The sequence below is a fragment of the Pseudomonas oryziphila genome (assembly GCF_003940825.1).
GTDB classification, from domain to species: Bacteria; Pseudomonadota; Gammaproteobacteria; order Pseudomonadales; family Pseudomonadaceae; genus Aquipseudomonas; species Aquipseudomonas sichuanensis.
In genome coordinates, this window is the sequence record NZ_CP034338.1 from 3,883,215 (window position 1) to 3,906,290 (window position 23,076).

29 protein-coding genes and 1 tRNA gene are annotated in these 23,076 nt (G+C 60.1%); 11 read left to right on the forward strand and 19 right to left on the reverse strand.

What is annotated here, in order from left to right; genetic code table 11:
• Positions 1–167 precede the first annotated feature (167 nt).
• Together EJA05_RS18260 and EJA05_RS18265 are read right to left on the reverse strand one after the other, a co-directional pair.
• Positions 168–449, reverse strand: a complete 282-nt coding sequence (locus tag EJA05_RS18260) for a type II toxin-antitoxin system RelE family toxin (RefSeq protein ID WP_125859321.1) — start codon at positions 447–449, stop codon at positions 168–170.
• A complete protein-coding gene (locus EJA05_RS18265; RefSeq protein ID WP_125464712.1) occupies positions 439–684 on the reverse strand; it encodes a type II toxin-antitoxin system prevent-host-death family antitoxin in 246 nt (81 codons plus the stop codon). The genes EJA05_RS18260 and EJA05_RS18265 overlap by 11 nt, the downstream gene beginning before the upstream one ends.
• A 209-nt stretch (positions 685–893) precedes the next feature.
• Here EJA05_RS18265 and EJA05_RS18270 point away from each other — a divergent pair, with 209 nt between their 5' ends.
• Positions 894–1,355 (forward strand): PaaI family thioesterase, encoded by a 462-nt coding sequence (locus EJA05_RS18270; protein ID WP_190306001.1) that lies wholly within the window; start codon positions 894–896, stop codon positions 1,353–1,355.
• A 120-nt stretch (positions 1,356–1,475) separates the two neighbouring features.
• On the forward strand, positions 1,476–1,799 hold the full coding sequence (locus tag EJA05_RS18275) for a DUF2790 domain-containing protein (RefSeq protein ID WP_125859323.1): 324 nt from the start codon (positions 1,476–1,478) through the stop codon (positions 1,797–1,799).
• A gap of 10 nt (positions 1,800–1,809) precedes the next feature.
• Here EJA05_RS18275 and EJA05_RS18280 read toward each other — a convergent pair whose 3' ends face one another.
• Positions 1,810–2,538: a hypothetical protein gene (locus EJA05_RS18280; RefSeq protein WP_125859324.1), complete on the reverse strand. Its 729-nt coding sequence runs from the start codon at positions 2,536–2,538 to the stop codon at positions 1,810–1,812.
• A 117-nt stretch (positions 2,539–2,655) separates the two neighbouring features.
• Positions 2,656–3,402: a sulfite exporter TauE/SafE family protein gene (locus tag EJA05_RS18285; protein ID WP_125859325.1), complete on the reverse strand. Its 747-nt coding sequence runs from the start codon at positions 3,400–3,402 to the stop codon at positions 2,656–2,658.
• Positions 3,403–3,639: 237 nt separating this feature from the next.
• On the opposite strand from EJA05_RS18285, the gene EJA05_RS18290 reads away from it, so the two are divergent.
• A complete protein-coding gene (locus EJA05_RS18290; protein WP_125859326.1) occupies positions 3,640–7,044 on the forward strand; it encodes an Ig-like domain-containing protein in 3,405 nt (1,134 codons plus the stop codon).
• Positions 7,045–7,179: 135 nt separating this feature from the next.
• Positions 7,180–8,145: an SCO family protein gene (locus EJA05_RS18295; RefSeq protein ID WP_125859327.1), complete on the forward strand. Its 966-nt coding sequence runs from the start codon at positions 7,180–7,182 to the stop codon at positions 8,143–8,145.
• A 2-nt stretch (positions 8,146–8,147) separates the two neighbouring features.
• Here EJA05_RS18295 and EJA05_RS18300 read toward each other — a convergent pair whose 3' ends face one another.
• The 4 genes from EJA05_RS18300 to EJA05_RS18310 form a co-directional block, all read right to left on the reverse strand.
• A complete protein-coding gene (locus tag EJA05_RS18300; protein ID WP_125859328.1) occupies positions 8,148–8,486 on the reverse strand; it encodes a hypothetical protein in 339 nt (112 codons plus the stop codon).
• 373 nt (positions 8,487–8,859) lie between these two features.
• Positions 8,860–9,036 carry a hypothetical protein gene (locus EJA05_RS28280; RefSeq protein ID WP_190306002.1) on the reverse strand — a complete coding sequence of 59 codons (177 nt, stop codon included), beginning with the start codon at positions 9,034–9,036 and terminating at the stop codon, positions 8,860–8,862.
• 637 nt (positions 9,037–9,673) lie between these two features.
• Positions 9,674–10,390, reverse strand: a complete 717-nt coding sequence (locus EJA05_RS18305) for a DUF4225 domain-containing protein (RefSeq protein WP_125859329.1) — start codon at positions 10,388–10,390, stop codon at positions 9,674–9,676.
• Positions 10,387–10,869 carry an Hcp family type VI secretion system effector gene (locus tag EJA05_RS18310; RefSeq protein ID WP_125464721.1) on the reverse strand — a complete coding sequence of 161 codons (483 nt, stop codon included), beginning with the start codon at positions 10,867–10,869 and terminating at the stop codon, positions 10,387–10,389. The genes EJA05_RS18305 and EJA05_RS18310 overlap by 4 nt, the downstream gene beginning before the upstream one ends.
• A gap of 220 nt (positions 10,870–11,089) precedes the next feature.
• On the opposite strand from EJA05_RS18310, the gene EJA05_RS18315 reads away from it, so the two are divergent.
• Together EJA05_RS18315 and EJA05_RS18320 are read left to right on the forward strand one after the other, a co-directional pair.
• Positions 11,090–12,367 carry a bifunctional O-acetylhomoserine aminocarboxypropyltransferase/cysteine synthase gene (locus tag EJA05_RS18315; protein ID WP_125859330.1) on the forward strand — a complete coding sequence of 426 codons (1,278 nt, stop codon included), beginning with the start codon at positions 11,090–11,092 and terminating at the stop codon, positions 12,365–12,367.
• Between the two features lie 64 nt (positions 12,368–12,431).
• Entirely contained in the window at positions 12,432–13,202 is a 771-nt protein-coding gene (locus EJA05_RS18320; protein WP_125861357.1) for a hypothetical protein, read from the forward strand.
• 78 nt (positions 13,203–13,280) lie between these two features.
• On the opposite strand, the gene EJA05_RS18325 is transcribed toward EJA05_RS18320, so the two are convergent.
• The 3 genes from EJA05_RS18325 to EJA05_RS18335 form a co-directional block, all read right to left on the reverse strand.
• On the reverse strand, positions 13,281–13,577 hold the full coding sequence (locus EJA05_RS18325; RefSeq protein ID WP_125859331.1) for a DUF3077 domain-containing protein: 297 nt from the start codon (positions 13,575–13,577) through the stop codon (positions 13,281–13,283).
• 429 nt (positions 13,578–14,006) lie between these two features.
• Positions 14,007–14,477, reverse strand: coding sequence for a type II toxin-antitoxin system YhaV family toxin (locus EJA05_RS18330; RefSeq protein WP_223811856.1), 471 nt, complete (start codon positions 14,475–14,477; stop codon positions 14,007–14,009).
• Positions 14,478–14,492: 15 nt separating this feature from the next.
• Entirely contained in the window at positions 14,493–14,702 is a 210-nt protein-coding gene (locus EJA05_RS18335; RefSeq protein ID WP_125859333.1) for an AbrB/MazE/SpoVT family DNA-binding domain-containing protein, read from the reverse strand.
• A gap of 244 nt (positions 14,703–14,946) precedes the next feature.
• Between EJA05_RS18335 and EJA05_RS18340 the strand changes: the two genes are divergently transcribed.
• On the forward strand, positions 14,947–15,381 hold the full coding sequence (locus tag EJA05_RS18340; protein ID WP_125859334.1) for a YeeE/YedE family protein: 435 nt from the start codon (positions 14,947–14,949) through the stop codon (positions 15,379–15,381).
• Between the two features lie 2 nt (positions 15,382–15,383).
• Positions 15,384–15,803 carry a DUF6691 family protein gene (locus EJA05_RS18345; RefSeq protein ID WP_125859335.1) on the forward strand — a complete coding sequence of 140 codons (420 nt, stop codon included), beginning with the start codon at positions 15,384–15,386 and terminating at the stop codon, positions 15,801–15,803.
• Between the two features lie 78 nt (positions 15,804–15,881).
• Here EJA05_RS18345 and EJA05_RS18350 read toward each other — a convergent pair whose 3' ends face one another.
• The 4 genes from EJA05_RS18350 to EJA05_RS18365 all read right to left on the reverse strand — a co-directional run bounded on the left by EJA05_RS18350 (position 15,882) and on the right by EJA05_RS18365 (position 19,257).
• A complete protein-coding gene (locus tag EJA05_RS18350) occupies positions 15,882–16,193 on the reverse strand; it encodes a DUF3077 domain-containing protein (RefSeq protein ID WP_190306003.1) in 312 nt (103 codons plus the stop codon).
• 1,200 nt (positions 16,194–17,393) lie between these two features.
• Positions 17,394–17,774 carry a putative quinol monooxygenase gene (locus EJA05_RS18355; RefSeq protein ID WP_125859337.1) on the reverse strand — a complete coding sequence of 127 codons (381 nt, stop codon included), beginning with the start codon at positions 17,772–17,774 and terminating at the stop codon, positions 17,394–17,396.
• A 23-nt stretch (positions 17,775–17,797) separates the two neighbouring features.
• Complete coding sequence (locus EJA05_RS18360; RefSeq protein ID WP_125859338.1) at positions 17,798–18,202, reverse strand: nuclear transport factor 2 family protein; 405 nt, start codon at positions 18,200–18,202, stop codon at positions 17,798–17,800.
• 107 nt (positions 18,203–18,309) lie between these two features.
• A complete protein-coding gene (locus EJA05_RS18365) occupies positions 18,310–19,257 on the reverse strand; it encodes a LysR family transcriptional regulator (RefSeq protein ID WP_125859339.1) in 948 nt (315 codons plus the stop codon).
• A gap of 101 nt (positions 19,258–19,358) precedes the next feature.
• Here EJA05_RS18365 and EJA05_RS18370 point away from each other — a divergent pair, with 101 nt between their 5' ends.
• The 3 genes from EJA05_RS18370 to EJA05_RS18380 all read left to right on the forward strand — a co-directional run bounded on the left by EJA05_RS18370 (position 19,359) and on the right by EJA05_RS18380 (position 21,263).
• On the forward strand, positions 19,359–20,111 hold the full coding sequence (locus EJA05_RS18370) for an SDR family NAD(P)-dependent oxidoreductase (protein ID WP_125859340.1): 753 nt from the start codon (positions 19,359–19,361) through the stop codon (positions 20,109–20,111).
• Positions 20,112–20,164: 53 nt separating this feature from the next.
• A complete protein-coding gene (locus EJA05_RS18375; RefSeq protein ID WP_125859341.1) occupies positions 20,165–20,710 on the forward strand; it encodes a VOC family protein in 546 nt (181 codons plus the stop codon).
• A gap of 160 nt (positions 20,711–20,870) precedes the next feature.
• Complete coding sequence (locus EJA05_RS18380; RefSeq protein WP_125859342.1) at positions 20,871–21,263, forward strand: hypothetical protein; 393 nt, start codon at positions 20,871–20,873, stop codon at positions 21,261–21,263.
• Between the two features lie 283 nt (positions 21,264–21,546).
• Here the strand turns inward: EJA05_RS18380 and EJA05_RS18385 are convergent, their stop codons facing one another.
• From EJA05_RS18385 to ihfA, 4 genes are all read right to left on the reverse strand, one after another.
• Positions 21,547–21,756, reverse strand: coding sequence for a hypothetical protein (locus tag EJA05_RS18385; RefSeq protein ID WP_125859343.1), 210 nt, complete (start codon positions 21,754–21,756; stop codon positions 21,547–21,549).
• 501 nt (positions 21,757–22,257) lie between these two features.
• Positions 22,258–22,334 (reverse strand) — tRNA-Pro (locus EJA05_RS18395).
• Positions 22,335–22,433: 99 nt separating this feature from the next.
• Positions 22,434–22,790, reverse strand: coding sequence for a MerR family transcriptional regulator (locus EJA05_RS18400; RefSeq protein WP_125859345.1), 357 nt, complete (start codon positions 22,788–22,790; stop codon positions 22,434–22,436).
• Positions 22,771–23,073: an integration host factor subunit alpha gene (ihfA, locus tag EJA05_RS18405; RefSeq protein ID WP_009394049.1), complete on the reverse strand. Its 303-nt coding sequence runs from the start codon at positions 23,071–23,073 to the stop codon at positions 22,771–22,773. The genes EJA05_RS18400 and ihfA overlap by 20 nt, the downstream gene beginning before the upstream one ends.
• Between the last annotated feature and the right edge of the window lie 3 nt (positions 23,074–23,076).

A 23,076-nucleotide genomic window follows, 5' to 3' on the forward strand; every position in this document is an offset into this window, starting at 1 on the left:
CGTGCACCCAGCCCCTTCGGCCGAGGCTGATGCTCGCTGCTGGCGGATAACGGCAAGGTGATGGGCGGATTACAATTGCGTCATGCGCGCACTTGCGTCCGGCATTGGGGATGCTGGGTTAACAGGCACTTGAGGTGGGTGTGGCTTGCGGGACAGGAGGGCTTGCTTCAGCGCTTCAGAGCAGAGCGATAGGCCGCCGCGCCTTCGCGCTTGCCTACCGCCACCACCAGCACAACGACTCGCTGATCCTCTACCCGATAGACCAGCCGATAACCTGAGGACTTGAGTTTGATCTTGTAGTGGTTGGGCAAGTCGCGCAGCGCGTCCGCTGGCCCCCTGGGCAGTACCAGCCGCTCACGCAGTTTCTTCTTGGCTTGCTCACGCACGGTATGGCCAAGTTTCTCCCACTCCTTCAACGCAGAGGGCAGAAACTCGAGCTTATAGGTCATCCAGCTTCACCGGCACGCCCTTCTCGTGCGCACGTGCCTTGACCAATTGCGCCAGCTCGATGTCTTCCAGTTGCTCCATCATCGCCTCATAGAGTTCAGCGGGCACCATGTAGCCCATGACGCGATTATGATTGAGCACTGCCACTGGCTGCCCCTGTGCACCTGCCATGACAGCCGTGGGATTCTTCTTCAATTCCGAGACGCTGACGGTGATGTCGGCGAAGATGTTCTGCATGATCAAGCCCTCAATGAAGGGCTAGATTTTGGTCTTTATTTAGGGCTCATTCAAGTCGTACAGGTCGCTTTCCAATATCAGCAAACGACACTTCGGGCCCGCCACAATGACGCAGTCCCTCCCCCCCCGTCACCTGGCATTTCTACCAGTAGACACGCGCCAGCCCCTCCCGAAACATGCCAGCTGCCGGCCCGAAGGGAGTGCCCGCCATGCAAAGCGCCACGTTGTTCTGGAAGGTTGCCAATGGCGACCACCCCTGCCCACATGCGTCTTCGCTGCTGGGCTGGGAGTTCATCTTCTATGAGCCGGACAAACGCCAGGTCCGGGTGCGCTTTCATGCCTCGGCTTCGTTGACCACGCCGCTGCAGTGCATCCACGGCGGCATGCTCGGGGCCATGCTGGATGACTGCATGGGCGCGGCGGTACTGGCCGCCCTCGGCCCTGAAGAGGTGGCGCTGAGCGCCAGGCTCGAAACCCGCTTGCTGGCCCCGGCCCTACCGGGCCACCTGGCCGGCGTGGCCAGGGTCACCCGGCGCATCGGCAAACTGCACTACACCAGCGGTGAGCTGCACGCCGAGGACGGTACGCTGCTGGCGACTGCCAAGGCCTGCTACAAGGTCATCCCCATGCCGCCGGGCGGGGTCTTGCAGGGTGCCGTCGAGCCGGGGTGACGCCCTTGCCGGGCATGGGCCTGGCCATACCTTGCGCATCTGTAACCCTGGCGTCATGCCCCTGTTGGCTGGTGCTGGCTAGCCTGGGCTTCGAAACCTCACCCCTTTCGGAGGCCCACCATGCTACGACTGACCCTGAGCGCCGCGTTGCTGGCGCTGTCCCTCTCGGCCCAGGCCACTGGTTTTACCAGCCGGGCAAACGAGCAACTGCTGGAGGACCACCAGCAAGCCGTGGCCGCCTACGCGGCAGAGCGCGCCAAGCCCATGCCGGAGATCGTCGACTACCGCTACGGCATGCGCCTGGACGTTGCCCGCCTGGTGCGCCAGTCAGCCGACCCGCGCAACTGCAACGTCGTGCCCCGCCTGATGACTTACGAGGACAGCCAGGGCGCCCTGCGCACCGTGCGCTACGTGATGCAGTCGCAGTGCATCAACAACAAATGACTGGCTGGCCTCAGGCGCTGACGCGCCCGCGTGGTACCAGGTTGCGATAGCCCAGCCACAGCACGCTCAACAGCAACACGCCCAGCAGCACCATCAGCTCAACGCTGTAGCGTGCCACCAGCGCCGAAAAGCCGAGCACTTCGCGGTACACCTGGATATCGGCGCTGCCGTCGGCATGCCGGATGCTGATGCCGCCCTGACGGACCTGCGAGTAGTCAGTGTCGAAATACACCCATATCCAGCTCTCGCCCGCCGCTTCAATACTGGGAATTTCGATAAGGTTGGTGGGCGCCTCCAGCAGGGTATCGTTGCCAGCGGCGTCGCGAATCTGCACCAGGCCCTTGGCCGGCAGGCGGATCTGCACGGCCTGCAGCGGGCGCTGGCGGTGGTTGAACAGTTCGATCAGCAGCCCGGTGCGGTGGTCCACCAACCCCGCCTCGAATGGTTTGGCGAACAGCTGCAGGTACGGCGCCTGGGCCAGCTCCACCAGCTTGTCGACCTGCGGGTCGGCGAGCGCGCCGTTGCCGATCTCGCGGACCAGCCCATGCAGGCGCTCGTACTTGAGCAACGCGTTGGCCGTGCTGATACGTTCGCTGAACTGGCCCGGGTAGGTAAGGTGGGCGTAGGTCAGGCGCGCTTCGAGGCGGTTGTCGTCACGCAGCAGGGCGTAAAGCGCGGTGGCGATGACCGCGATGACCAGCAGGCCCGCGAGGGCTTTACCGACTTTTTCCCAGCTCACCTTGGGGTTCCTTGTACTGCAGGGTTGGCGACAGGCAATGGCGGGCAAGGGTGCCAAGAAGCAGGGGCCGGGGCAAGGCATCTTTGCCTTGGCTGGCCCCTTGGTCGCAAGGCCGGCTCAGCCTCTGCTCAGCAACCCCGGCACCGCCACCACCAGCATCGCCACGCCCGACAGGGTCAGCAGCCCCAGCACGATCCGGCGAAACGCCAGCTCGCTGATGCCCAGGTACAACCGTGTGCCGAACAGGGTTGGCAGCAGCATCGCCAGCGCCACCACGGCAAACGACGGCAGCAGCGCCGCCGTCACCAGCCCGCTGCCGATGTAGGTGAGCAGGGTCACCGCCAGCATCGACAGGTTGAAGTTCTGGATCACCGCGCGCTGGGTGTCGCGCTCGAAGCCGCGCAAGGTGCACCACAGTGTCGGCACGGTGCCGGTGAAACCGCCAATACCGCCCAGTACCCCCCCGACCATGCCCACCGCGCCATCGGCCAGGCGCCCGCCGCGCAACCTGGGCAGGCGCGGCGCCAGCAGCATCAGCGGGCACCACAGCACCAGCAGGCTGCCGAACACCGCCTTGAACCACAGCATGTCCAGGTAGGGCAGCACCCACACCCCCAGCGGGATGCCAGCCAGGCCACCGAGCACGAAGGGCCACAGCAGGGCCCAGCTGAACCCTCGGCGCACACTGAACACGGCGATCAACTGGCCGCTGAGGCTGCCGAACACGGTCAGCACCGCCGCCGCCTGGGGTTCCAGGCCCCAGGCCCAGAACGACATGGCCACCATGCCGAAGGCAAAGCCCGACAAGCCTTGGACGAAACCGGCAACGACAGCGCCGAGGGCGATCAGTAACAGCGGGTCCATGAACACTCCGTACAGGTGGCCAGTGGGGCAGCATTCCCCACCCATCAATGGGTGACTATCCCCAGGTTTGCGGCGAAGCCTGAGCGTATCGCGTTCGCATCTTTTGTAACATCTTGAAATATCTGGCCCTTGGCCACATTGCCGTTGGCACAGCCGTTGCTCATCCCACCTACAGGGCACGGCGCCACCCCGAGGGTGGGCAACAGATGCCCGTTGCACAACACGGGGCATACCGCAATGAAGAAACCAGCTGCAACATCCCTACAGGTGTTCAGGTTGTCCTCAGTCACGGCGCTACTGCTCAGCTTCGGGCTGGTGGGCGCGGTAGCCGGATCATTGGACGACGTCAGCCAGCCACCGCCCGGCGACCCTTCCGCCTACAGCGACCCACCCGCCGACCCGGTGGCCGCGGCAGCGGCGCTCGAAGCGCTGAAAAGCATGCCAGAAGCCAACGAAGGCTCGCTGGAACTGAGCAATGGGGTTTACGGCGACCGCTCCACGGTAACCACCGACAACGTGCTGCAGCCAGCGCAGCAGACCTCGCGCAAGTACCCCACCAACGGCAAGCCCAGCCCGTTGTTCGGCGCCGAGCCGTTCACCCAGCAACTGCTGCTGCTCGAAGAGTTCGGCCCGGAAAAACTCGACCCGGCCACCCCGCCCTACCAACTGACGTTCCCGCCACCCATCCTCGGCCCGGCCCCCGCCCAGGACCCTGACATCGTTGCCCGCAGCAGCCCCAACGGCAACGCCCTGGAAGCCTTCCTCACCCAACCCGGGCTGACGCCGTTCCCGTCGCAGTATGCCAACGTGCTCGACCGCAACCCGTGGAAGGCGCAGATCGAGATGTTCCTCAACCGCAATTCGGTAGGCTCGCCCGCCGAAGGCCGCCCACCAGGAAAGGGCTGGTCGCACCAGCGCTGGAACGAGTTCTACCCGCAGGCCGCGTTCAAGACCGCGCAGGCCGGCGCGCGCATCAACCAGGGCCTGCGTGACCGCAAGCAGTTGCACGGCTACAGCAAGGGCGAGTTCGGCCCCGGCGGCCTGTACTACCAGACCTCGGACATCCCCACCACCCTGGGTACCACCAAGGGCATCGACACACGCTTCCACCCGAAGATGCCGCTGCAGAACCACAAGGCGCTGTGGACCTTCGACGGCACCTTCCCGATCAAGCTGCTGATGGTGCGCTACGGCCAGCCGGTGCTGATGCGCCATTACAATGCGCTGCCGATCGACCCGTCGGCCAACAACGGCTTTGGCCTGCACACCATCTCCACCCACGAACACAACGGCCACTCGCCGGCGGAAAGCGACGGTTTCGCCAACGCCTACTTCTTCCCCGGTCAGTACTACGACTATCGCTGGCCGATCCAGCTGGCCGGCTACGACACCATCAACACCCGCGCCCAGGACCCACGGGCCGCCTTCCCCTGCTCGCCCGGCGAAACCCTGTACGTCAATGACAGCTCACCGGGCCTGAAGACCTGCGAGAACGGCAGCATCAAGATCCGCGGCGACTGGCGCGAAACCATGAGCACCCACTGGTTCCACGACCACATGCTCGATTTCACCGCGCAGAACGTCTACAAGGGCAACGCGGTGATGATGAACTACTACTCGGCCATCGACCGCGGCAACGAAGCCCTGCAGGACGGCGTCAACCTGCGCTTCCCCAGCGGCAGCGCAATGCCCTGGGGCAACCGCGACTACGACGTCAACCTGGTGGTCGCCGACAAGGCCTGGGATGCCAATGGCCAACTGTGGTTCAACCCGTTCAACACCGATGGCTTCCTCGGTGACCAGATCCTGGTCAACTGGCAGTACCAGCCAAAGCTGAAAGTGCGTGCGCGCAGCTACCGCTTCCGCATCCTCAACGGCTCGGTGTCGCGCTACTTCAAGTTCGCCATCGTGCGTGAGGTGGCCGGCAGCAGCGGCGAGTTCAAGGGCCCGAGCGGCTCCAATGTGTCGTACAACCGCGTGCCGTTCCACATGATCGGCAACGACGGCAACATCATGGAACACGCGGTGCCGTTCGACGGCAGCATGGACCTCAACGGCGACGGCGACCGCCAGGACAACAACGGCATCCTGCCGCTGCAGGGCATCGCCGAGCGCTATGACATCATCGTCAACTTCGCCAAGAACGGGATCAAGGCCGGCGACAAGCTGTACTTCGTCAACCTGATGGAGCACGAGACCGGCAAGGGCCCGAAACAGCCCATAGCCCTGGCCGACATCCTGTCGGAGAAGTACAAGGCGGTGATCAAGCAGACCAACAACGGCCCGGAATGGGACAAGGGCGACCCGGCGGTCGGCAAGTTCCTGCAACTGCTGGTGCAGCCTTACAGCGGCCAGGACGTGAGCATGGACCCGGCCCTGTATGAACCGGCCAAACCCGGCAAGGCCGAAGGCCTGGTGATGATCCCGCTGACCATCAACCCCGGCAACGCCGCCGACCAGACCAAGCTTGCGGCCGCGCGCCACCGCGAGTTCATCTTCGGCCGCTCGGACGGCACCGACAGCGCGCCCTGGACCATCAAGACCGACGGTGGCTTCGGCTTCAGCATGGACCCACGGCGTATCAGCGCTGCTCCGCAACTGGCCAGCGAGGCGACTGCCGCCGGCTTCAGCGGCGACGGCACGCTCGAGGTGTGGAAGATCAAGAACGGCGGCAACGGCTGGAGCCACCCGGTGCACGTGCACTTCGAGGAAGGCGTGATCCTCAGCCGCGACGGCAAGGCGCCGCCGGAATGGGAGAAGTGGGCGCGCAAGGACGTGTATCGCATCGGCCCGGACAAAGACTCATCCGAGGAAGTGGAAATGGCCATCCGCTTCCGCGAGTTCGCCGGCACCTACATGGAGCACTGCCACAACACCCAGCATGAAGACTCGTCCATGCTGCTGCGCTGGGACATCGAGCACCCTGGCCAGTTCCAGCTGATGCCAACGCCCCTGCCCGGCTGGGATGGCGTGCAGTACGTCAACTCCGCCGCCCTGCCGACCTTCCGCAAGGCCGACGGCGACGGTGGTGGCAATGAAGACCCCGGCAACAAACCGCCCGTGGCGGTGAACGACAGCGCCGCCACCAGTGCCGGCAAGCCGATCGTGCTCAACGTGCTGGCCAACGACACCGACCCCGACGGCAACCTGCCGCTGACGGTCAGCGGCCTGGCCCAGCCCGACTCGGGCATGGGCACGGTGAGCAGCAACGGCACCCAGGTGACCTACACCCCGCCGGCCACGGTGGCCAGCCCGTTCACCGCCAGCTTCACCTACCTGGCGCGTGATGCCAAAGGCCTGGAGTCGCTGGCCCCGGCCACGGTGAGCATCGCCGTATCGCCCGCCGTGCAGGCCGACACCGTGGTGGTCAGCAGCGCCAGCGTGCAACTGCGCAGCAACAGCCGCTGGACCTGGGAAATCGTCGGCACCACCAGCGTGGCCAGTGGCAACAGCATCCGCGTCAGCACCAACACCACCAGTGGCCCGCTCGACCTGGGCCTGGCGACACTGACCGCCAGTGGTACCGGGGCACGCTGGAAGCTGTCGGTGACCACCACCGGCAGCGGCCCGGCCTCGCCACCGGCGGTGACCGTGAAGTCGGCGCTGGGGCAGACCGTGACCGCACCGTTGAGCATCAAGTGAAGTAGAAACCGTGGGAGCGGGCTTGCCCCGCGATGACGCCAGCCCAGGCAACACCGTTGCCCAGGCTCGGCCCATCGCGGGGCAAGCCCGCTCCCACGAGCCCAGGCCTTGTCACACACCCAAGAGGGTAAAACCATGCCCCGCACCTGGCGCCTGCTGCTCCCCCTGCTGATCATCCTCAGCCTGCCCTGCGCCCTGCCCCCGACCCGCGCCAGCGCTGACCCCGACACCCCCTGGGGGGCCAACTATTTCCCCAACATCCCCCTGCTTACCCAGGACGGCAAACAGGTACGTTTCTTCGACGACCTGATCAAGGACAAGGTAGTGGCCATCAACTTCATCTTCACCGGCTGCGGCGACTCCTGCCCGGTGGAAACCGCGCGCCTGCGCCAGGTGCAGAAGCTGCTGGGCGAACGCGTCGGCCAGGACATCTTCTTCTACTCGATCAGCATCGACCCCTACAACGACACCCCCACCACCCTCAAGCGCTACGCCGAAAAGTTCGCCATAGGCCCCGGCTGGACCCTGCTCACCGGCGAGGCCGCCGACATCGAACAACTGCGCCGCAGCCTCGGCCTGTATATCGAAGGCCTGGAAAACGGCCGCAGCAAAGACCACAACCTGAGCCTGATCATTGGCAACCAGAGCACCGGCCGCTGGATGAAAGCCTCGCCCTTCGAAAGCCCGTACATCCTCGCCGACCGCCTGGCCAACAGCCTGCACAACTGGAAGACCGCCAGCGCACAGAACCTCGACTACACCCAGGCGCCGGCCATTCGCCCGCCCAGTGCCGGCGAGCAGCTGTTCCGCACCCGCTGTTCGTCGTGCCACACCGTTGGCGAGGCCGAACGCGGTGCCACCGGCGGGATCGGGCCGGACCTGCTGGGGGTGACCCGCCAGCGCGACGAAGCCTGGCTGAAACGCTGGCTGATGGTGCCGGACCAGATGCTGGCCGAAAAAGACCCGCTGGCCATGTTGCTGTACCAGCAGTACAACCAGCTGGCGATGCCCAATATGCGGTTGGGGGAGACGGAGGTGACGGCGTTGCTGGCGTATCTGGAGGAGGAGACGACACGGGTTCAGGGGGTGGTGGGGCGATAGGGTCAGGGTTCACCGTGGCGCTTGAAGGTGGGGTCCCATTTGCGGCGTAAGCGGATGGGGGAAGGGATCAGCCCGGGGATGATCCAAAGATGGTAGAGAATCATCGGGATCGACAGCCAGACGATCCAGGGGTGTTCCTGTACGGTCTCGACGGGGAGGCCGAATCGTTCATATTCACCAGGGAAGACATGGAAGAAGTAAAAAACCGCAAAGCCAATGTTGTAGAACGAACCGAATACCGCTTTGCCCTCGGTCAGATTGATTCCGGAAAAAAAGAACCAGATAAGCATTGACGATGACAGGCTCCAGCACACGACAAGAAAAAACGTCAAGGCAGTCATAAGCACCCCACGGCGTTACCTCAAAATATCCATGTCTCTTTTCCAACGGAAGCAATTCACATTATTGTTCCGGAATTGCGCAACGAAATGAAGCACGGCAAATGCGCAAGCAAACCAGAACACATGGGGATGACGCTCGATGATGTCAGGGCGTTGATATACATAAAAATATTTATCCAGAGCACTCACGGAACAATGCATGAAAGCCAGGATAAAATTGTAGAAAATCACAGCACCATGCCTCCCGCCCTCCTCGCCTCGCTTGGTTACGCAGCACCTTAGAAACCGTGACCCGGCAAGTGCCACAAAAGAAAAAGCAATATAAAACCACAACATTGCATCACCCTCATCAAGTTTCACTAATTACAGCCAATCATCCCAGCCGCGTTGATTCAGCCTTACCTCTGGACAACCCAAAACAGCGAACATTATTTTTTGCCACGATGCCATACAGATGAATGAACATAAATACGAAGGCCAACCAAGTGATCATGGGATACCTTTCTGAAATTTCTGGCCACTGGTAGAAAAACAAATAGGTATCACGCATAGCAATATCCTCATGCAAAAGCATGAGGGCAAAATTGTACATACAAATATAGAAATTTAACCGCCTCTCTTCACTCGGCCGGGTCAAGAGGCACCGAAGTGCTCTCGACACACCAAGCCCCAATACCCCAAGAAGAACATACAAAAACATCAACCCTCCTACAACAGCCCTAGTTCACTCTTAACGCAATCAATTAGTCTCCGCCAAAACAGGCGAAAAGGCATACGCAAAGGACTATCCTTTATTCCACTCCACCCAGATCAACTCCCCCATCAAAACATCCACACCAAGATCCAGCGTGCCAACTTCCTTACCCATGACTTAGCAGTAGCGCTTCACTTTTTTCTGAACCACCTTTTTGGCTCCCACGGAACGGGTAGTGCGAAACAATGGAGCCACATTCCGGCCAAGCACAGCCAAGCCGCCGCGGGATTTTCATTAACATACTCAGGATAGTAACCCACAAATAAATAATAAGACCGCTCCATTATCCTCATGTAATAAGTAACAAAAAACAAATTAAATACAACTAAAAACCAGAACTTCCAAGTAGAGAAGCGCCTACCCGAAAACCTACCCCTTAGAGAGTACGAAATCACCAACCCCGACAACACACACGCTCCAAATAGCCAAACACTCACTCCTTATTCCACTCTACCCAAACAAACTCACCCGTCATAACATTTACACCCAACTCGAACATTATTAGACCCTCACCTGCAACCTTGTAAGCACGAACCTTGTCAGATCTGATGTAGCGAAATAGCTTTCGAGCCGCTGGACTAATTACTAATCGCCCCATACCGAATCCAGACAAGAGGATATCTGTGATTCCGTATACAACATTGCCATGCGAAGCCTTCCCTCCCAGCGCTTTGGCTACTTCCTGATAACCCTTTCTAAGTGGACCGACCGTATCGGTTTTCCCCTGATAAATATTTTTGCCATTTTCATAAATTGCATTGATCCCATGCTGCACGAGTGCGCCCCCTCCCAAAGCACACGCAACCCCTGCAGTCAGCTTGCATACAGCGACACCACCTGCAACCTGTAATACTCCAGCCGCCAACCCTGCAACCAGTTTTGAATATTGAACAAACTGATCAGCCAACTCGGCATGTTCTTTCCTTATTTGAACCAGCCCTTGCTCCGGCGTTTTCCTCCCCGTCCGAACATCCTCCACAATGCCCTTCCCGACATACGCCATCTCCTGCGTAAACTGCAGCCGCAACATGCCGTCATCCAGGCACCGCGCGGCAACTTCGCAGGCATATTGCGTCAGCCGCGCCGCGGCATGGCTGACCTCCCAGAAGTCGTCGTCCCACGGAACGTCATGCTCGCTGCGCCCGCTCATTCCTCGCCCCAGGTTGCATACCCGGTTGTTCCGGCCACATGGTGCACCCAGGAGATATCCCGGTAGCGCAGCGCCAGATACTCCTGCGGCTCCTGCTCGTTGAGCAGGACCGCGTGGGGCATGGCAACGTTCTGCTGGACGATCACCGCCCCGCCGAGTCTCACCGAGTAGTATTTTTCCTGGAGGCCCGCAGCGCTGGTGCGGAAGAACTGAATGTCGCATTCGACCCGCTCGCCGCTGTCCAGCGCCTGGGCCAGAAGCGGGGTGGCCTTGTCGACAAACTTGGTGAGGTAGACGGGACGGTGCAGCGCGCGCTGCGTGTTGTCGGCATTGGTGAGGCCATGGTCGAAGGCCAGCACCATGATTTCATCCCTATGCCCCAGTTGGCATTTGTTGCCAATGGAGTCCTGGGTGGAACAGCCCGCCGAGATCAAACCCTGCAGCGAACCTTTGATCGACATATATCCGTGATAAGCCATGTTACGAACTCCCTGTAAAAGGCTCGCAATCTAATGGCGCTCGGTGCAGTTGTATGTCGGACGCGTCCGAAAAGACGCGATTGAGAAGTTACCAAGTACGTCAGACATGCTGGACGCACTCAGTCACTTACTCGGCAAAACTGCCTGCCAAACGGCTTGACCCTCACACGCGTCGCGCTCCATGCTCAGCCGCTTCCACCCACGCTCAAGGAACGACTGCATGAAGCTGGAAACACTCGCCATCCACGCGGGCTTCAGCCCCGACCCGACCACTCGGGCCGTGGCCGTGCCGATCTACCAGACCACCTCGTTCGCCTTCGACGACACCCAGCACGGCGCCGACCTGTTCGACCTGAAGGTGGCCGGCAACATCTACTCGCGCATCATGAACCCCACCAACGACGTGCTCGAACAGCGCATGGCCGCCCTCGAAGGCGGGGTCGGCGCACTGGCCGTGGCTTCGGGCATGGCCGCCATCACCTACGCCATCCAGACCGTCGCCGAGGCCGGCGACAACATCGTCTCGGTGGCCAAGCTTTACGGCGGCACCTACAACCTGCTGGCCCACACCCTGCCGCGCATGGGCATCACCACCCGCTTCGCCGCCCATGACGACATCGCCGCCCTCGAAGCGCTGATCGACGAACGCACCAAGGCGGTGTTCTGCGAGTCCATCGGCAACCCCGCCGGCAACATCGTCGACATCGCCGCCCTGGCCGCCGCCGCCCACCGCCACGGCGTGCCGCTGATCGTCGACAACACCGTGGCCACGCCGATTCTGTGCCGCCCGTTCGAGCACGGCGCCGACATCGTGGTGCACTCGCTGACCAAGTACATCGGCGGCCACGGCACCAGCATCGGCGGCATCGTCATCGACTCGGGCAAGTTCCCCTGGGCCGAGCACAAGGCACGCTTCGCCCTGCTCAACACCCCCGATGCTTCCTACCACGGCGTGACCTACACCGAAGCCTTCGGCGCTGCCGCGTTCATCGGCCGCTGCCGCGTGGTGCCGCTGCGCAACACCGGTGCCGCGCTGTCGCCGTTCAATGCCTTCCTGATCCTGCAAGGCCTGGAAACCCTGGCCCTGCGCATGGAGCGCCATACCGAGAACGCGCTCAAGGTTGCCCACTACCTGCAAGGGCACGAGCAAGTGGCATGGGTGAAGTACGCCGGCCTGTCCGACCACCCCGAGCATGCCCTGGCCCAGCGCTACACCGGCGGCAAGCCGGCCTCGATCCTGTCGTTCGGCATCAAGGGCGGCCAGGCCGCAGGTGCACGCTTCATCGACGCGCTGCAGTTGGTGGTGCGCCTGGTGAACATCGGTGACGCCAAGTCGCTGGCCTGCCACCCCGCCTCCACCACCCACCGCCAGCTCAACGATGAAGAACTGGAAAAGGCCGGCGTGCCACGGGACATGGTGCGTTTGTCGATCGGCATCGAGCACAGCGACGACATCATTGCCGACCTGGCCCAGGCGCTGGAGGCCAGCCGCGGCTGATTCACCCGCGCCCCACCCAATGCCGACGGCGGGCGCACCCATGGCAACTGCGGATACCCAGGCAATGACCCTGTTCTACCTGAAACTCATCGTCACGCCGCTACTGATGTGGGCCGTGTCCCTCGCCTCGCGGCGCTGGGGCGGCCTGCTCGGTGGCTTGCTGTCCGGCCTGCCGATCACCTCGGCGCTGGTGATGACCTTCCTGTGCCTGGAGCAAGGCACGGCGTTCGTCCTGGGCGCGGTGCCCGGCGCCCTCGGCGGCCTGGCGGCGGTGCAGGCCACCTACGCCATCTACCTGTACATCACCCGCCGCTTCGGCATTGCCAGCGCCGTGCCGCTGGCGCTGCTGTGTTATGGCGTGGCGGCCTATGCCTTCACCCATTGGGGCAGCCTGCCCCTGTCGATTACCGTGGCCCTGCTGCTGATCGCCGTGCTGATCCGCGCCAGTGGCCGCGAACCCAGGCCCGACAGCCTCGCCCAACCCCGCCACCGCTATTGGGAAATCCCCCTGCGCATGGTGTCCGCCACTGGCCTGCTGATGGTCACCACCAGCTTGGCCAGCTGGCTCGGGCCCGCCGCCAGCGGGATGCTGGCGCCGATCCCGGTGATCGCCTGGCCGTTGGTGGTGTTTGCCCATGTGCAAAGCGGGCGCGCCGGAATGGCGATGATGGTGCGCGGCAATGCGATTGGCGCGGTGGGGGTGATTGCGTTTTATCTGATCGTGGCCGGGTTGCTGGAGCCCATCGGCATTGCTGCGACCATGGGGCTGGCCGTGGTGGTGGCGGTTGTGTTGACCGTGGCGTTGGCGACGGTATTGCGCCGGCGCGGGGCCTGATCCGCTCGGGCCGGTTTCGCCCATGAAAAAGCCGCTCCCGGTGCTCCGGAAGCGGCTTTGTCGTTTAACGGTCGAGGCTTATTTGTCGCCTTGCTCTTTGATCGATGGCAACTGCCCCTCGATCATTACCCTGGCCAGGCCGCTGAGGTAGAAGGTCGCGCGCATCAGCGTCTGCGCCTCGCGTGGTTTGGCAAGTGCCTGCTGGGTAAGCCCGGTGACGCAGCCCAGGATGACTGAAGCCTCCTCCAGTACCTCGCGCGTCTGCAGCCCCGGCGTGGCCTGCACCCAGTGGCGTGTTGGCATCTGCTTGCCCCGTTGGGCCAGTGCGATGACGTTCAGTTTCTGCCGCTCCTGCGATTGCTCGTCCTTGTCCATGCGCTTACCCCCTGTCAACGACGGCAACGGCCGCAACCGGCCACCCGCCCAGTGGAAAAAAAGAGCCCGCCGCGCGTCCCCCTCCGGGGCCTCCGTGCCTCACCGCACGATCCTTGTGCAGTGCGCTGATCTGAAGGCCCGGCCAACCCCGGACGGTGAAACACGACGAGCAGGGCGAGACTAGTCTTGCAGATTCACTATCTCAACAGGCTAAGGCCTGAAAAAGGGCTGTCAGGAAATGGACTACATGAATAGCAGAAGAAATCCTGTAGGACCTACGAGATCAGCTTGCATCACTGTGCGTATTGGCCCTCTTGCACAGCCGCTTGCCACCCCGTGGAAACGGTTTGTGGCCAATGCTGTCGAGCCGTGAGTTTTGCACGTAGCTTCTGCTTACTTCTGCAGCTCTGAAGTTAGATTCAGAACGGATCAGTTGTACTCAGGTACTGGGGAAGAAGCCTGGAGAAGGTCGGCGAAAGCATCGGGCATTGCGCCTTTCTTGAGCATCGCCTTGAAAACCGTATAGACATCAGTGCGAGCGCCAGCCTTGCGTAGGGTCGCCTCGTCATTCAGCCATGCGTGGATGATGCTTTTGGGAACGTCGCCTCGGTACTGGAAGAAAAGGCGATAGCGGTTGGGCAGCCCGGCTTTGACCCTGCGCCAGTGCCGACAGTCCTTACCCAGAGTGTTGCCTTGAACGTAAGCCTTCGCACCTGGATCTGCCGGTACGCGCTCCATGATAGAGGCATCGACTTTTTCCAGAAGCTTGTAATGGGGATGGTTATGGAATCCGTCTGGATCATCGGCTGCCAGACATTCCGCTTCGACAATCAATGCTTCAAAGCGGCTGAGAAAAAGCGGATGACCAAACAGTGCCCATTCGTTGACTAGCGTAATCATCCCTGGCTGCATCACTCAACCTTCAAGCAGCTCGGTACGCTCGCGATTCGCTTGCGCTTTGGCCCGAAGGTGACTCATACGATTCAGCAACGCTGACGGGATGGGCTGGATCCTTTCCGGATGCTCTGATATGTCAGCATGCACAAGCTCAAGAAAGGCTTTTTTGGCCTCCTGCGCTTCGCGCTCGGCGGCCAGGAAAGCCACCTTTACCCTTGACTTGGACATGTTCTGCTCCTGTTCTCGCCCCTGCGACAGCTACCGCATATGCGGCCTGACGAAGGCAATAATACAGCAGAAGCAGCCATGCGAACCTTGGGCAAGCCCATCGTTACAGGTTTCAGAACGGTACTACAATCCCGGCCCGCGGATGCCCGAGTTCGGCAGCGAACGGTTAGCCCTTTTGGCACAGGCTCTTGTACCCGCGCAGGCCTATATTTTGACCAGAACCTCTGTTGCCGGGAGCTGCAGCATGAACATCGATTGGGTCAACTTCACGCCTTGGGCGTCATTGGCCGGAGGCGCCTTGATCGGCCTGGCCGCCAGCCTATTCATCCTGGCGAATGGCCGTATCGCCGGCATCAGCGGCCTGCTTGGCAGCCTGATCCAGGGCGATGGTGAGGGCCGCAGCGAGAAGGCGCTGTTCCTGCTCGGCCTGGTGCTGGCGCCGGTGCTGTGGGGGCTGTTTGCCGTATTGCCCAAGATCGAGATCCACGCCGGGTGGCCGGCGTTGGTGATTGCCGGCCTGCTGGTAGGTGTGGGCACCCGCTACGCCGCAGGTTGCACCAGTGGCCATGGCGTCTGTGGCGTGTCCCGGTTGTCACCCAGGTCGATGCTGGCCACCTTGTGCTTCATGGCGACCGGGTTTGCCACGGTGTTTGTCATCCGCCATCTGCTGGGGGCTTGAACATGCGCAAGTTCACGGCCTTTCTCGCAGGGTTGGTCTTTGGCTTCGGTCTGCTGCTGGGGGGCATGACCAACCCCGCGAAGGTGCTGGCGTTTCTCGATGTGGCCGGGGTCTGGGACCCCAGCCTGGCGTTGGTGATGGCAGGCGCCATCGCGGTGGCGGCCGCCCCGCTGAACTGGGCGCGCACGCGCAAACAGTCCTTGCTCGGTGCGCCCATGCAGTTGCCCGTCAAGCGCACACTGGATGCCCGCTTGATTGGCGGCAGTCTGGTGTTCGGCGTGGGTTGGGGGATTGCCGGTTTCTGCCCAGGGCCGGCGGTGGCGTTGCTGTCTACTGGGCGGTGGCAGGTGCTTGTGTTCGTGGTGGCGATGCTGGTTGGCATGTATCTGTTTGCCAAGCTGGAGAGTCGACGCGGCGCTTGAGCGAGTTATCGATTTCCGGGGCGCCATCACATGAGGGTCATGTCGCCCGAAGACACCTTCGGGCGTGTTGCTTCTGCTCTATTCGCCCCGCAAGGCCGGGGCCATCAAACCGTGGTTCGCATCCTGGACCAGCGCCTTGGCCATGCCGCTGAGGTAGTGCATCGCCGTCAGTAGCGTGGGCAGGTTATCCGTTTCCACCATCGCCAGGTCACTGATCTTGTGCACCGCACACATCAGCACGGTCGCCTGCTCCACCGCATGGTCCAGCGGATGGCCCGGCACTACGCGGAACAGTGGGGCTTGCACACCAGCCTCCCCGCCTTCGCCGAAATGGCCGACGCCGGTGGTGGCGAGTTGCTTGATGCGTGAGGTTTGCGATTCCTTGTCCATACCACTCCTCCTGCGGCCCCGCGAACGGCGCGGGGCCTGATCGGTGAACATCTAGGGCGAGTACGAGTTCGCCGGGTCAGTGTCGGGATTGCACGCGGCTTAGCGCCACTTCCACCAGGGTGTGGGCGCTGTCGATTTCGTGGATGGCGGCGAGGGTCAGGACCTGGGCTGGGGGTTTGGTGTGGAGCGGGATGGACTGCTGGCTGACGGTCAGGGCGCAGACTAGGTATTCGGAGATTTGGACCAGGAGGTCTTCGAGGGTTTGGGTGGTGTAGCGGTCGTGCTGGGGTGGGTCGGGTCACCCTCGACCCCTACTGCTACTTCCCCTCCAAGACAGTGTTCTACATTTGCCCCTGTATCATCCAGGCCATCTAACAGTTGAGCGCGCAGGCGGCCCGGTACGAGGCTACCGCGAAACCCGCATTACGGCGCTGTGCGACACTCGCATTCGATCCAGGTGGTGGGTTGTAGAAGACGAATAGGTCAGCAGCCTGCTGCCGACACGCTTACCCGTGCACCCGCACGGACAATGTCCCCTTCATGGCGCGAGTTGCTCCATGAACACAACGCGCCCACCAGAATCCGCTAAAGGCCAGAGGGAGCCAAACTATAAATGGGGGACCAGATGGGGGACCAAAAACGACCAGACACAAAAAAGCCCTGAAAAATCAGGGCTTTGATTAAAAATAGTGGCGGAAGCGTAGGAATTCGAACTCTTTCGATTACACCGCCTGATTTGTCCCTGCCGATTGTCCGCTATCGACCCTTTTGCCGTCCTTCGCGGAGCATAGCTACCGGCTAAGACCCGCCACTCATGTCGCCTTCCAGCCCCTATTACACATTATCCAAGCAGCCCAGAATAGGCGAAAAAAGACCGGTAGCGTCCACAAAAGCCATATCATGCAAAAGCGAGACGAGAAGAAACCCACCCAGCCCCCATCTGGGCATATAAGAGGATGCCATTAACGGCACTGGAGGCTGAGGTGTGTGCCCCAACTCCGGATAATATCCGGATAACTTTCTCCTAGCCTGAGACGGCACGCTGATCTGCGATGACTTTACGGGGTAACAAGCCGGTTTTGAGCAAGTCAGCAATGAGGTCAGCTCCATGACCCAGACGCGTGGGCCAATGGCGCAGTTACCAGCACAGACCAGTTAATCAGCCCCTTGAAACCGTCCCCCTGGAAAAACAGATTTCACCTACTCGGTGATTTTCCCACGAGGATCGTCAATGTGCTGTTTAGCCACATCGTAACGAATGCCCTCTCTATCCAGGATACGGACGTTTTTCACAACCGTGGCCAGCGCCGTGAGGAAAGACTCCGAGTTTTCATGGCGCTCGTAAGCTTCTTCATCCGCCCAACCTTCAGTCAAATGGAAATTGTTCGGGTTGCTCAGATCCTGCGCAAATGCGTAGTAAATGCAGCCTGACAGTTTCTGGGCCGCCAGCATCTCGGGGATCACCGCGTCGATGAAGGTCTGGCGGTCGTCGGGATGAACGCGGTAGTACGCACTTACGAGAATCTTGGTCGGCAGCGTCTTGTCGTGGTCGGATGCAGCTGCAGGATGAATGTTTTGCATATCCATACTCCTCAGAGAACAGGTCAGGCGTTGGTAACGGGGGCGAAGGCATTGGCGGCAGCAACGGTGTCCATCGACTCACGCAGTAACTGGATCTTCCCGTCACGCGCGACCAGGCGGCCCGCGTAGGATTGTCGATAGACTCGCCCTGTCGCTGGCACCAGCGCTTCGACGTCGTATTCAGCGAACGCTTGCTCCGGCGTATCGATAAGGAAACGGATACTCCGGAATTTAAAGCCGGGGACTTTTGCGAGCAGGGAAGCGATAAAGGCTTCAATCTGCTCCGGGCCTTGGACTCGGTGGGGGATGCCCAGAGATTTGAGGTATGGAATTTCCAGTGCACCCTCCTCGGCAAACAACTGAGCGGCGGCGCGAGGATTCTGAATGGTGTCCAGGTAGGTCTGGAAAAGTTGTACGGCGTCTTTCATCGACAGGGGCCTTTGGTAAGTTGATTTCCAACGTCATTCGCTTGGGGTGAGTCAACGTTACTGAAGCCCTGGCCGCACGAAAATATCAAAGATTGAAAGCCATCATTTCATTTTTGAACATCGCCTAATGAGTCATACCCAGGTGCCCAGCGCCACGCCGGCTCGGACAAGTGTTCAAAGAAGAAATCGGAAACCGCTCTGATCTTCACTGGCCGGGTTCGTGCAGACGGCGTCACGAAGTACAAACCACCCCGCGTCATGCTCCACTCCGGGAGGATTCTTTCCAGGCGCCCATCCATCAGGTATTCACTCGCGATGAACTCAGGCAGTTCGGATATGGCCATCCCTTCTAGCAACAAGGGGATCATTGCATCCGAATTCGTGACCCGCAGAGGCCCGGTAGGCACGACATCCTCTTCAACTCCAGAGGCATGCGTGAACCTCCATACCTGCGTCCGGGCGCGGTAGGCGTAGCTCAGGCAAGGCACACTTGCCAGCTCTCGGGGGTGTTGTGGCCTTCCGTGCTTGTTGAGGTAGGCCGGTGAAGCGACGAGAAACTGGGTTACCGCACACAGCTTTCTAGCCACCAGTGATGAGTCTGGCAGCGCCGCGATTCTCAAGGCAGCGTCAAAACCATCCGCGATCAGGTCGACCGAAGCATCGGACAAATGCAGGTCTACCGAGAGTTCTGGATATTGCCGGATAAGTTTGGGCATCAAGGGCGCGACCCATCTCAAGCCGAACGACATGGGGATCGCAAGGCGAACCAGGCCGCGTGGTCGAACGGAGAGCTCCATTGCCTCACCTTCTACCTCTTCGGCCTGCCGGTAGATTTCGCCAGCCTTGCCGGCCATGCTCTGACCGAACTCGGTCAATGAAAGTTGTCGAGACGTGCGGTTGAACAGACGCCCCCCCAGTCGCTCCTCCAGTCGAGCTACGGCCCTGGACACGGTGGGCACCGAAACGCCCATGACTCTGGCAGCGGCAGCGAACGAGCCCTCTTCAGCTACCTTGGCGAACATCGCCAAACCTTCAAAATCCGGAAGTTTGCTCATTTCATTTCTGCAACGATGAGTTTCTGACAATTCTATTTTGGTTTCTTCTTGTCGTCGATACGCTTCTCCCACCGCAACATTTCAAACATTGGAGAACGCTCATGACTGGCAAGCTTGTAAACAAAATCGCAATCGTGACTGGCGGAACCTCAGGCATCGGGCTGGCAACCGCGAAGCTTTTCGCTCAGGAAGGTGCGCGGGTATTCATCACTGGGCGCCGCCAGACGGAGCTGGACAACGCCGTCGCACTGGTTGGCAACGCAGTAGGGGTTCGAGTGGATTCCTCTAAGCCGGACGAACTCGATGCCTTGTACCAACAAGTCGCTGCAGCGCACGGGCGTATCGATGTGTTGTTCGCAAACGCAGGGGGTGGCTCGATGTTGCCGCTGGGAGACATCTCTGAAGAACACTACTACGACACATTTGATCGTAACGTCAAAGGTACGCTGTTCACTGTTCAGAAAGCGCTGCCACTTCTGGCTGAAGGCGCTTCGGTGATTTTAACCGGTTCCACTGCTGCCAGCTCGGGCACGCCCGCATTCAGTGTGTACGCGGCCTCCAAGGCTGCAGTACGTGCCTTCGCCCGTAACTGGATCCTCGACCTGAAGGATCGCAACATCCGGATCAACACCATCAGCCCCGGCGCTACCCGCACGCCGGGCCTGGTAGACCTTGCCGGCCCGGACGCAGCTCAGCAGCAAGGCCTGCTGGATTACCTGGCTTCGCAGATTCCCTTGGGACGCGTCGGAGAGCCTGAAGAGATTGCCAAAGCCGCTCTTTTCCTGGCGTCCAGCGATGCCAGCTTCGTCAACGGTGCCGAACTGTTCGTCGACGGCGGCCAAGCGCAAATCTAACCCGCAAAGGCCGCGAGCAATGCGGCCTTCCCTTACTGTTCCAGGGTCTTCTCATGAACGTTGTAAAGCTCACCCTTATCGCGCTATCCGTAGCGTTCACCTCTTGGGCTCAAGCCGCTTCATCCAGCACCATCTCAGTGCCATCAGGCGCACTGGAGGTATCAGTTATCGACCATGTGGGCATGAATGTTCCAGACGTCGATGCTGCGATTCACTTCTTCGCCGATCTCGCGGGCGCCAAAGTCATCTCGGACATTCGCCCTGGTGCCATCCCGGCAGAATGGAAAACACAGTTTCGCTGGCACCCATCCAGCGAGCTGCAGCGCTTCGCCATGGTGCAGCTCGACGGCGGCGCGAAAGTGGAGTTGTTCCAATATCGGGGCCCGGACATCAACCCTGAACACCCACACGAGGACGATAGCGGCGCCAGCCACTTTGCACTCAAAACTAACGATATCGCGCGCAGCCTTGCCCTCGTCAAATCCAAGGGTTTGAAAGTACTGAACGAGCCGATTACCAATCCTGACGGTGTGCAGTGGTTCTATTTTCTGACGCCGTGGGGTTCGCAAATGGAGCTTGTGTCCATGACCACAAAGTAAATCCTCGCCTCTCCCCCCTTCAACTAGCACCTGGCTCATTCCATGGCGGATTAGGTAACGCCCATCAAAGAATCCCGTTGATTACGTAAGCCTACCGCAAGCAGCTAACATTTTGACCAGTCGATCGAACCGAACAGCAACAAAACCAAGGACATCCATCATGGCAATCGATGCAAACTTCAACGGCATCACGAACACGTCCACACCTTATTCAGTATCGGAGCGCCCTGAACCCGTTGCGTCAAAAGACGACTCAACAACCACCGGTTCAATTAGCGTAAAAGCAGAAACACGGGCCGGATCCGAGACGGGAGCTGGCACGTCCAAAAAAGACATACTGGAAAAACTGCAAAAGCAGATCACCGAAGCGGCGAAGCGAATCCAGGAGCTGCAACAACACCTGCAGCAAGCTCAATCTGGTCAAGCATCCAGCGAGGAAAAAAATGCGCAGGCGGCAGCGATCCAAGCCCAGATTTCGAGTGTAACGGCAAACATGATGGCGATGCAGGCAACAATGATCACGCTGCAAAACTCCGTCGACACAACTGCCTGACTCACAAGCAGTTGTTCGTCAAGCTGACACTTCGATACTCATGTCGTGCCAAATGGCTGTCCCGTCATCACGGGCAGCCAGTGGTTGCGCTGTCAGCTTTCGTACTGATTAAAGCACTCAACCGCAAACGCCCGGTTACCCACACGCTCACCCAGATGCTCATCTCATGGGGCTATCTTCAAAGCAGCCATTCCCCCCGTGGGCCAGGTACGAAAAGAGTAGGGCTGATTGATAGCTGCCTGCTTGAGCACCCTTTTTAAGCTAGAGGTACGCACATATCTTCCTAGCCGCCACAGCCCAAAGATAACGCAGCTACGACCAGGCAAATGAGCAAATTCCCCAGTACCTGACCAAATTGGAAAGGAGTTAAATATCCTTTAAATGCGGGTAACGCTGTTTTGAAGGTCGTGGTTGCAATGTAAATCCACACAAATACAGATGCTGTATAAATGGGCAGTGAGACAGAAAGCCGAGATGCCTTGTTGATGATCATTTGCTTCCTTGCAGGCTGACTAGGACAGCCCATGGTAAAGGCTTGGCGATCCAAGTCCAGCATGCAAACCATGCAGACCCGGGTCGAGTTCACCGGAGAAGACATCGACCGCTCGCAATGGATTTTCATCGATGATGAAGTCGTCCAAGCTCCCAGGCAGCAACGTAACCTGCGTCCTAGCCTCACCCTCGATGGATCGTTTCATGATTACCCCCACGACCACGACGACCGGAAAGGTTAGACAGCAGAGGGGGTGCTAACACAGCTTGGAGCGAAAACGGTCATTGAAGATTCACTGGTGCGAGCATGTGCCCATTAACTCATATAGTTAGACGCTCTTGAGAAGCGCTCACTTACGGATTTTGATGTGCCAACCAGCACCCGAAATACAATCGACATCTCGGTGGGGCAAAAAGTGGGGCAAAATTGCTAACCAGTGAAAAGCGGTCAAGCATAAAAAAATCCAGCCACCGCTAAGTGACTGGATTCTTTGGAGTTTTTTGGTCGGGACGGAGTGATTCGAACACTCGACCCCTTGCACCCCATGCAAGTGCGCTACCGGGCTGCGCTACGCCCCGACATCATTCTCGATACCGCTGAGAACGTTGATGAATCTACCCTAACCTTTTGATTAATGAAAGCTTTTTTTCAAAAATTTCCATTCATCGGCAAACGGGTCACTTCTTCAACACCACCAACACATCCTCCAACTCGGCAATCATCTGCCGAATCAGCTGCTTGTACTGGCTGGAATCATCTTTGACCTCATCACTGGAGAGCCGCAACCGCGCCCCGCCAATGGTAAAGCCCTGGTCATACAGCAAAGCGCGGATCTGGCGGATCATCAGCACGTCTTGGCGCTGATAATACCGCCGGTTGCCACGGCGCTTCACTGGGTTGAGCTGCGGAAACTCCTGCTCCCAGTAGCGCAGCACGTGCGGTTTTACCGCACAGAGCTCGCTGACTTCACCGATGGTGAAGTAGCGTTTGCCCGGGATGGGGGGCAGCTCGTCGTTATGGCTTGGTTCCAGCATAGGCCTCTACCCGGGCTTTCAGCTTCTGCCCTGGACGAAAGGTGACGACGCGGCGAGCGGTGATCGGGATCTCTTCCCCTGTCTTGGGGTTGCGGCCCGGCCGCTGGCGTTTGTCGCGAAGGTCGAAGTTGCCGAAACCGGACAACTTGACCTGCTCGTTATCTTCAAGCGCATGCCGAATTTCTTCGAAAAACAGCTCGACCAGCTCCTTGGCCTCTCGCTTGTTGAGCCCCAGCTCCTCGTACAGCCTTTCGGCCATCTCAGCTTTCGTCAGAGCACCCATGCC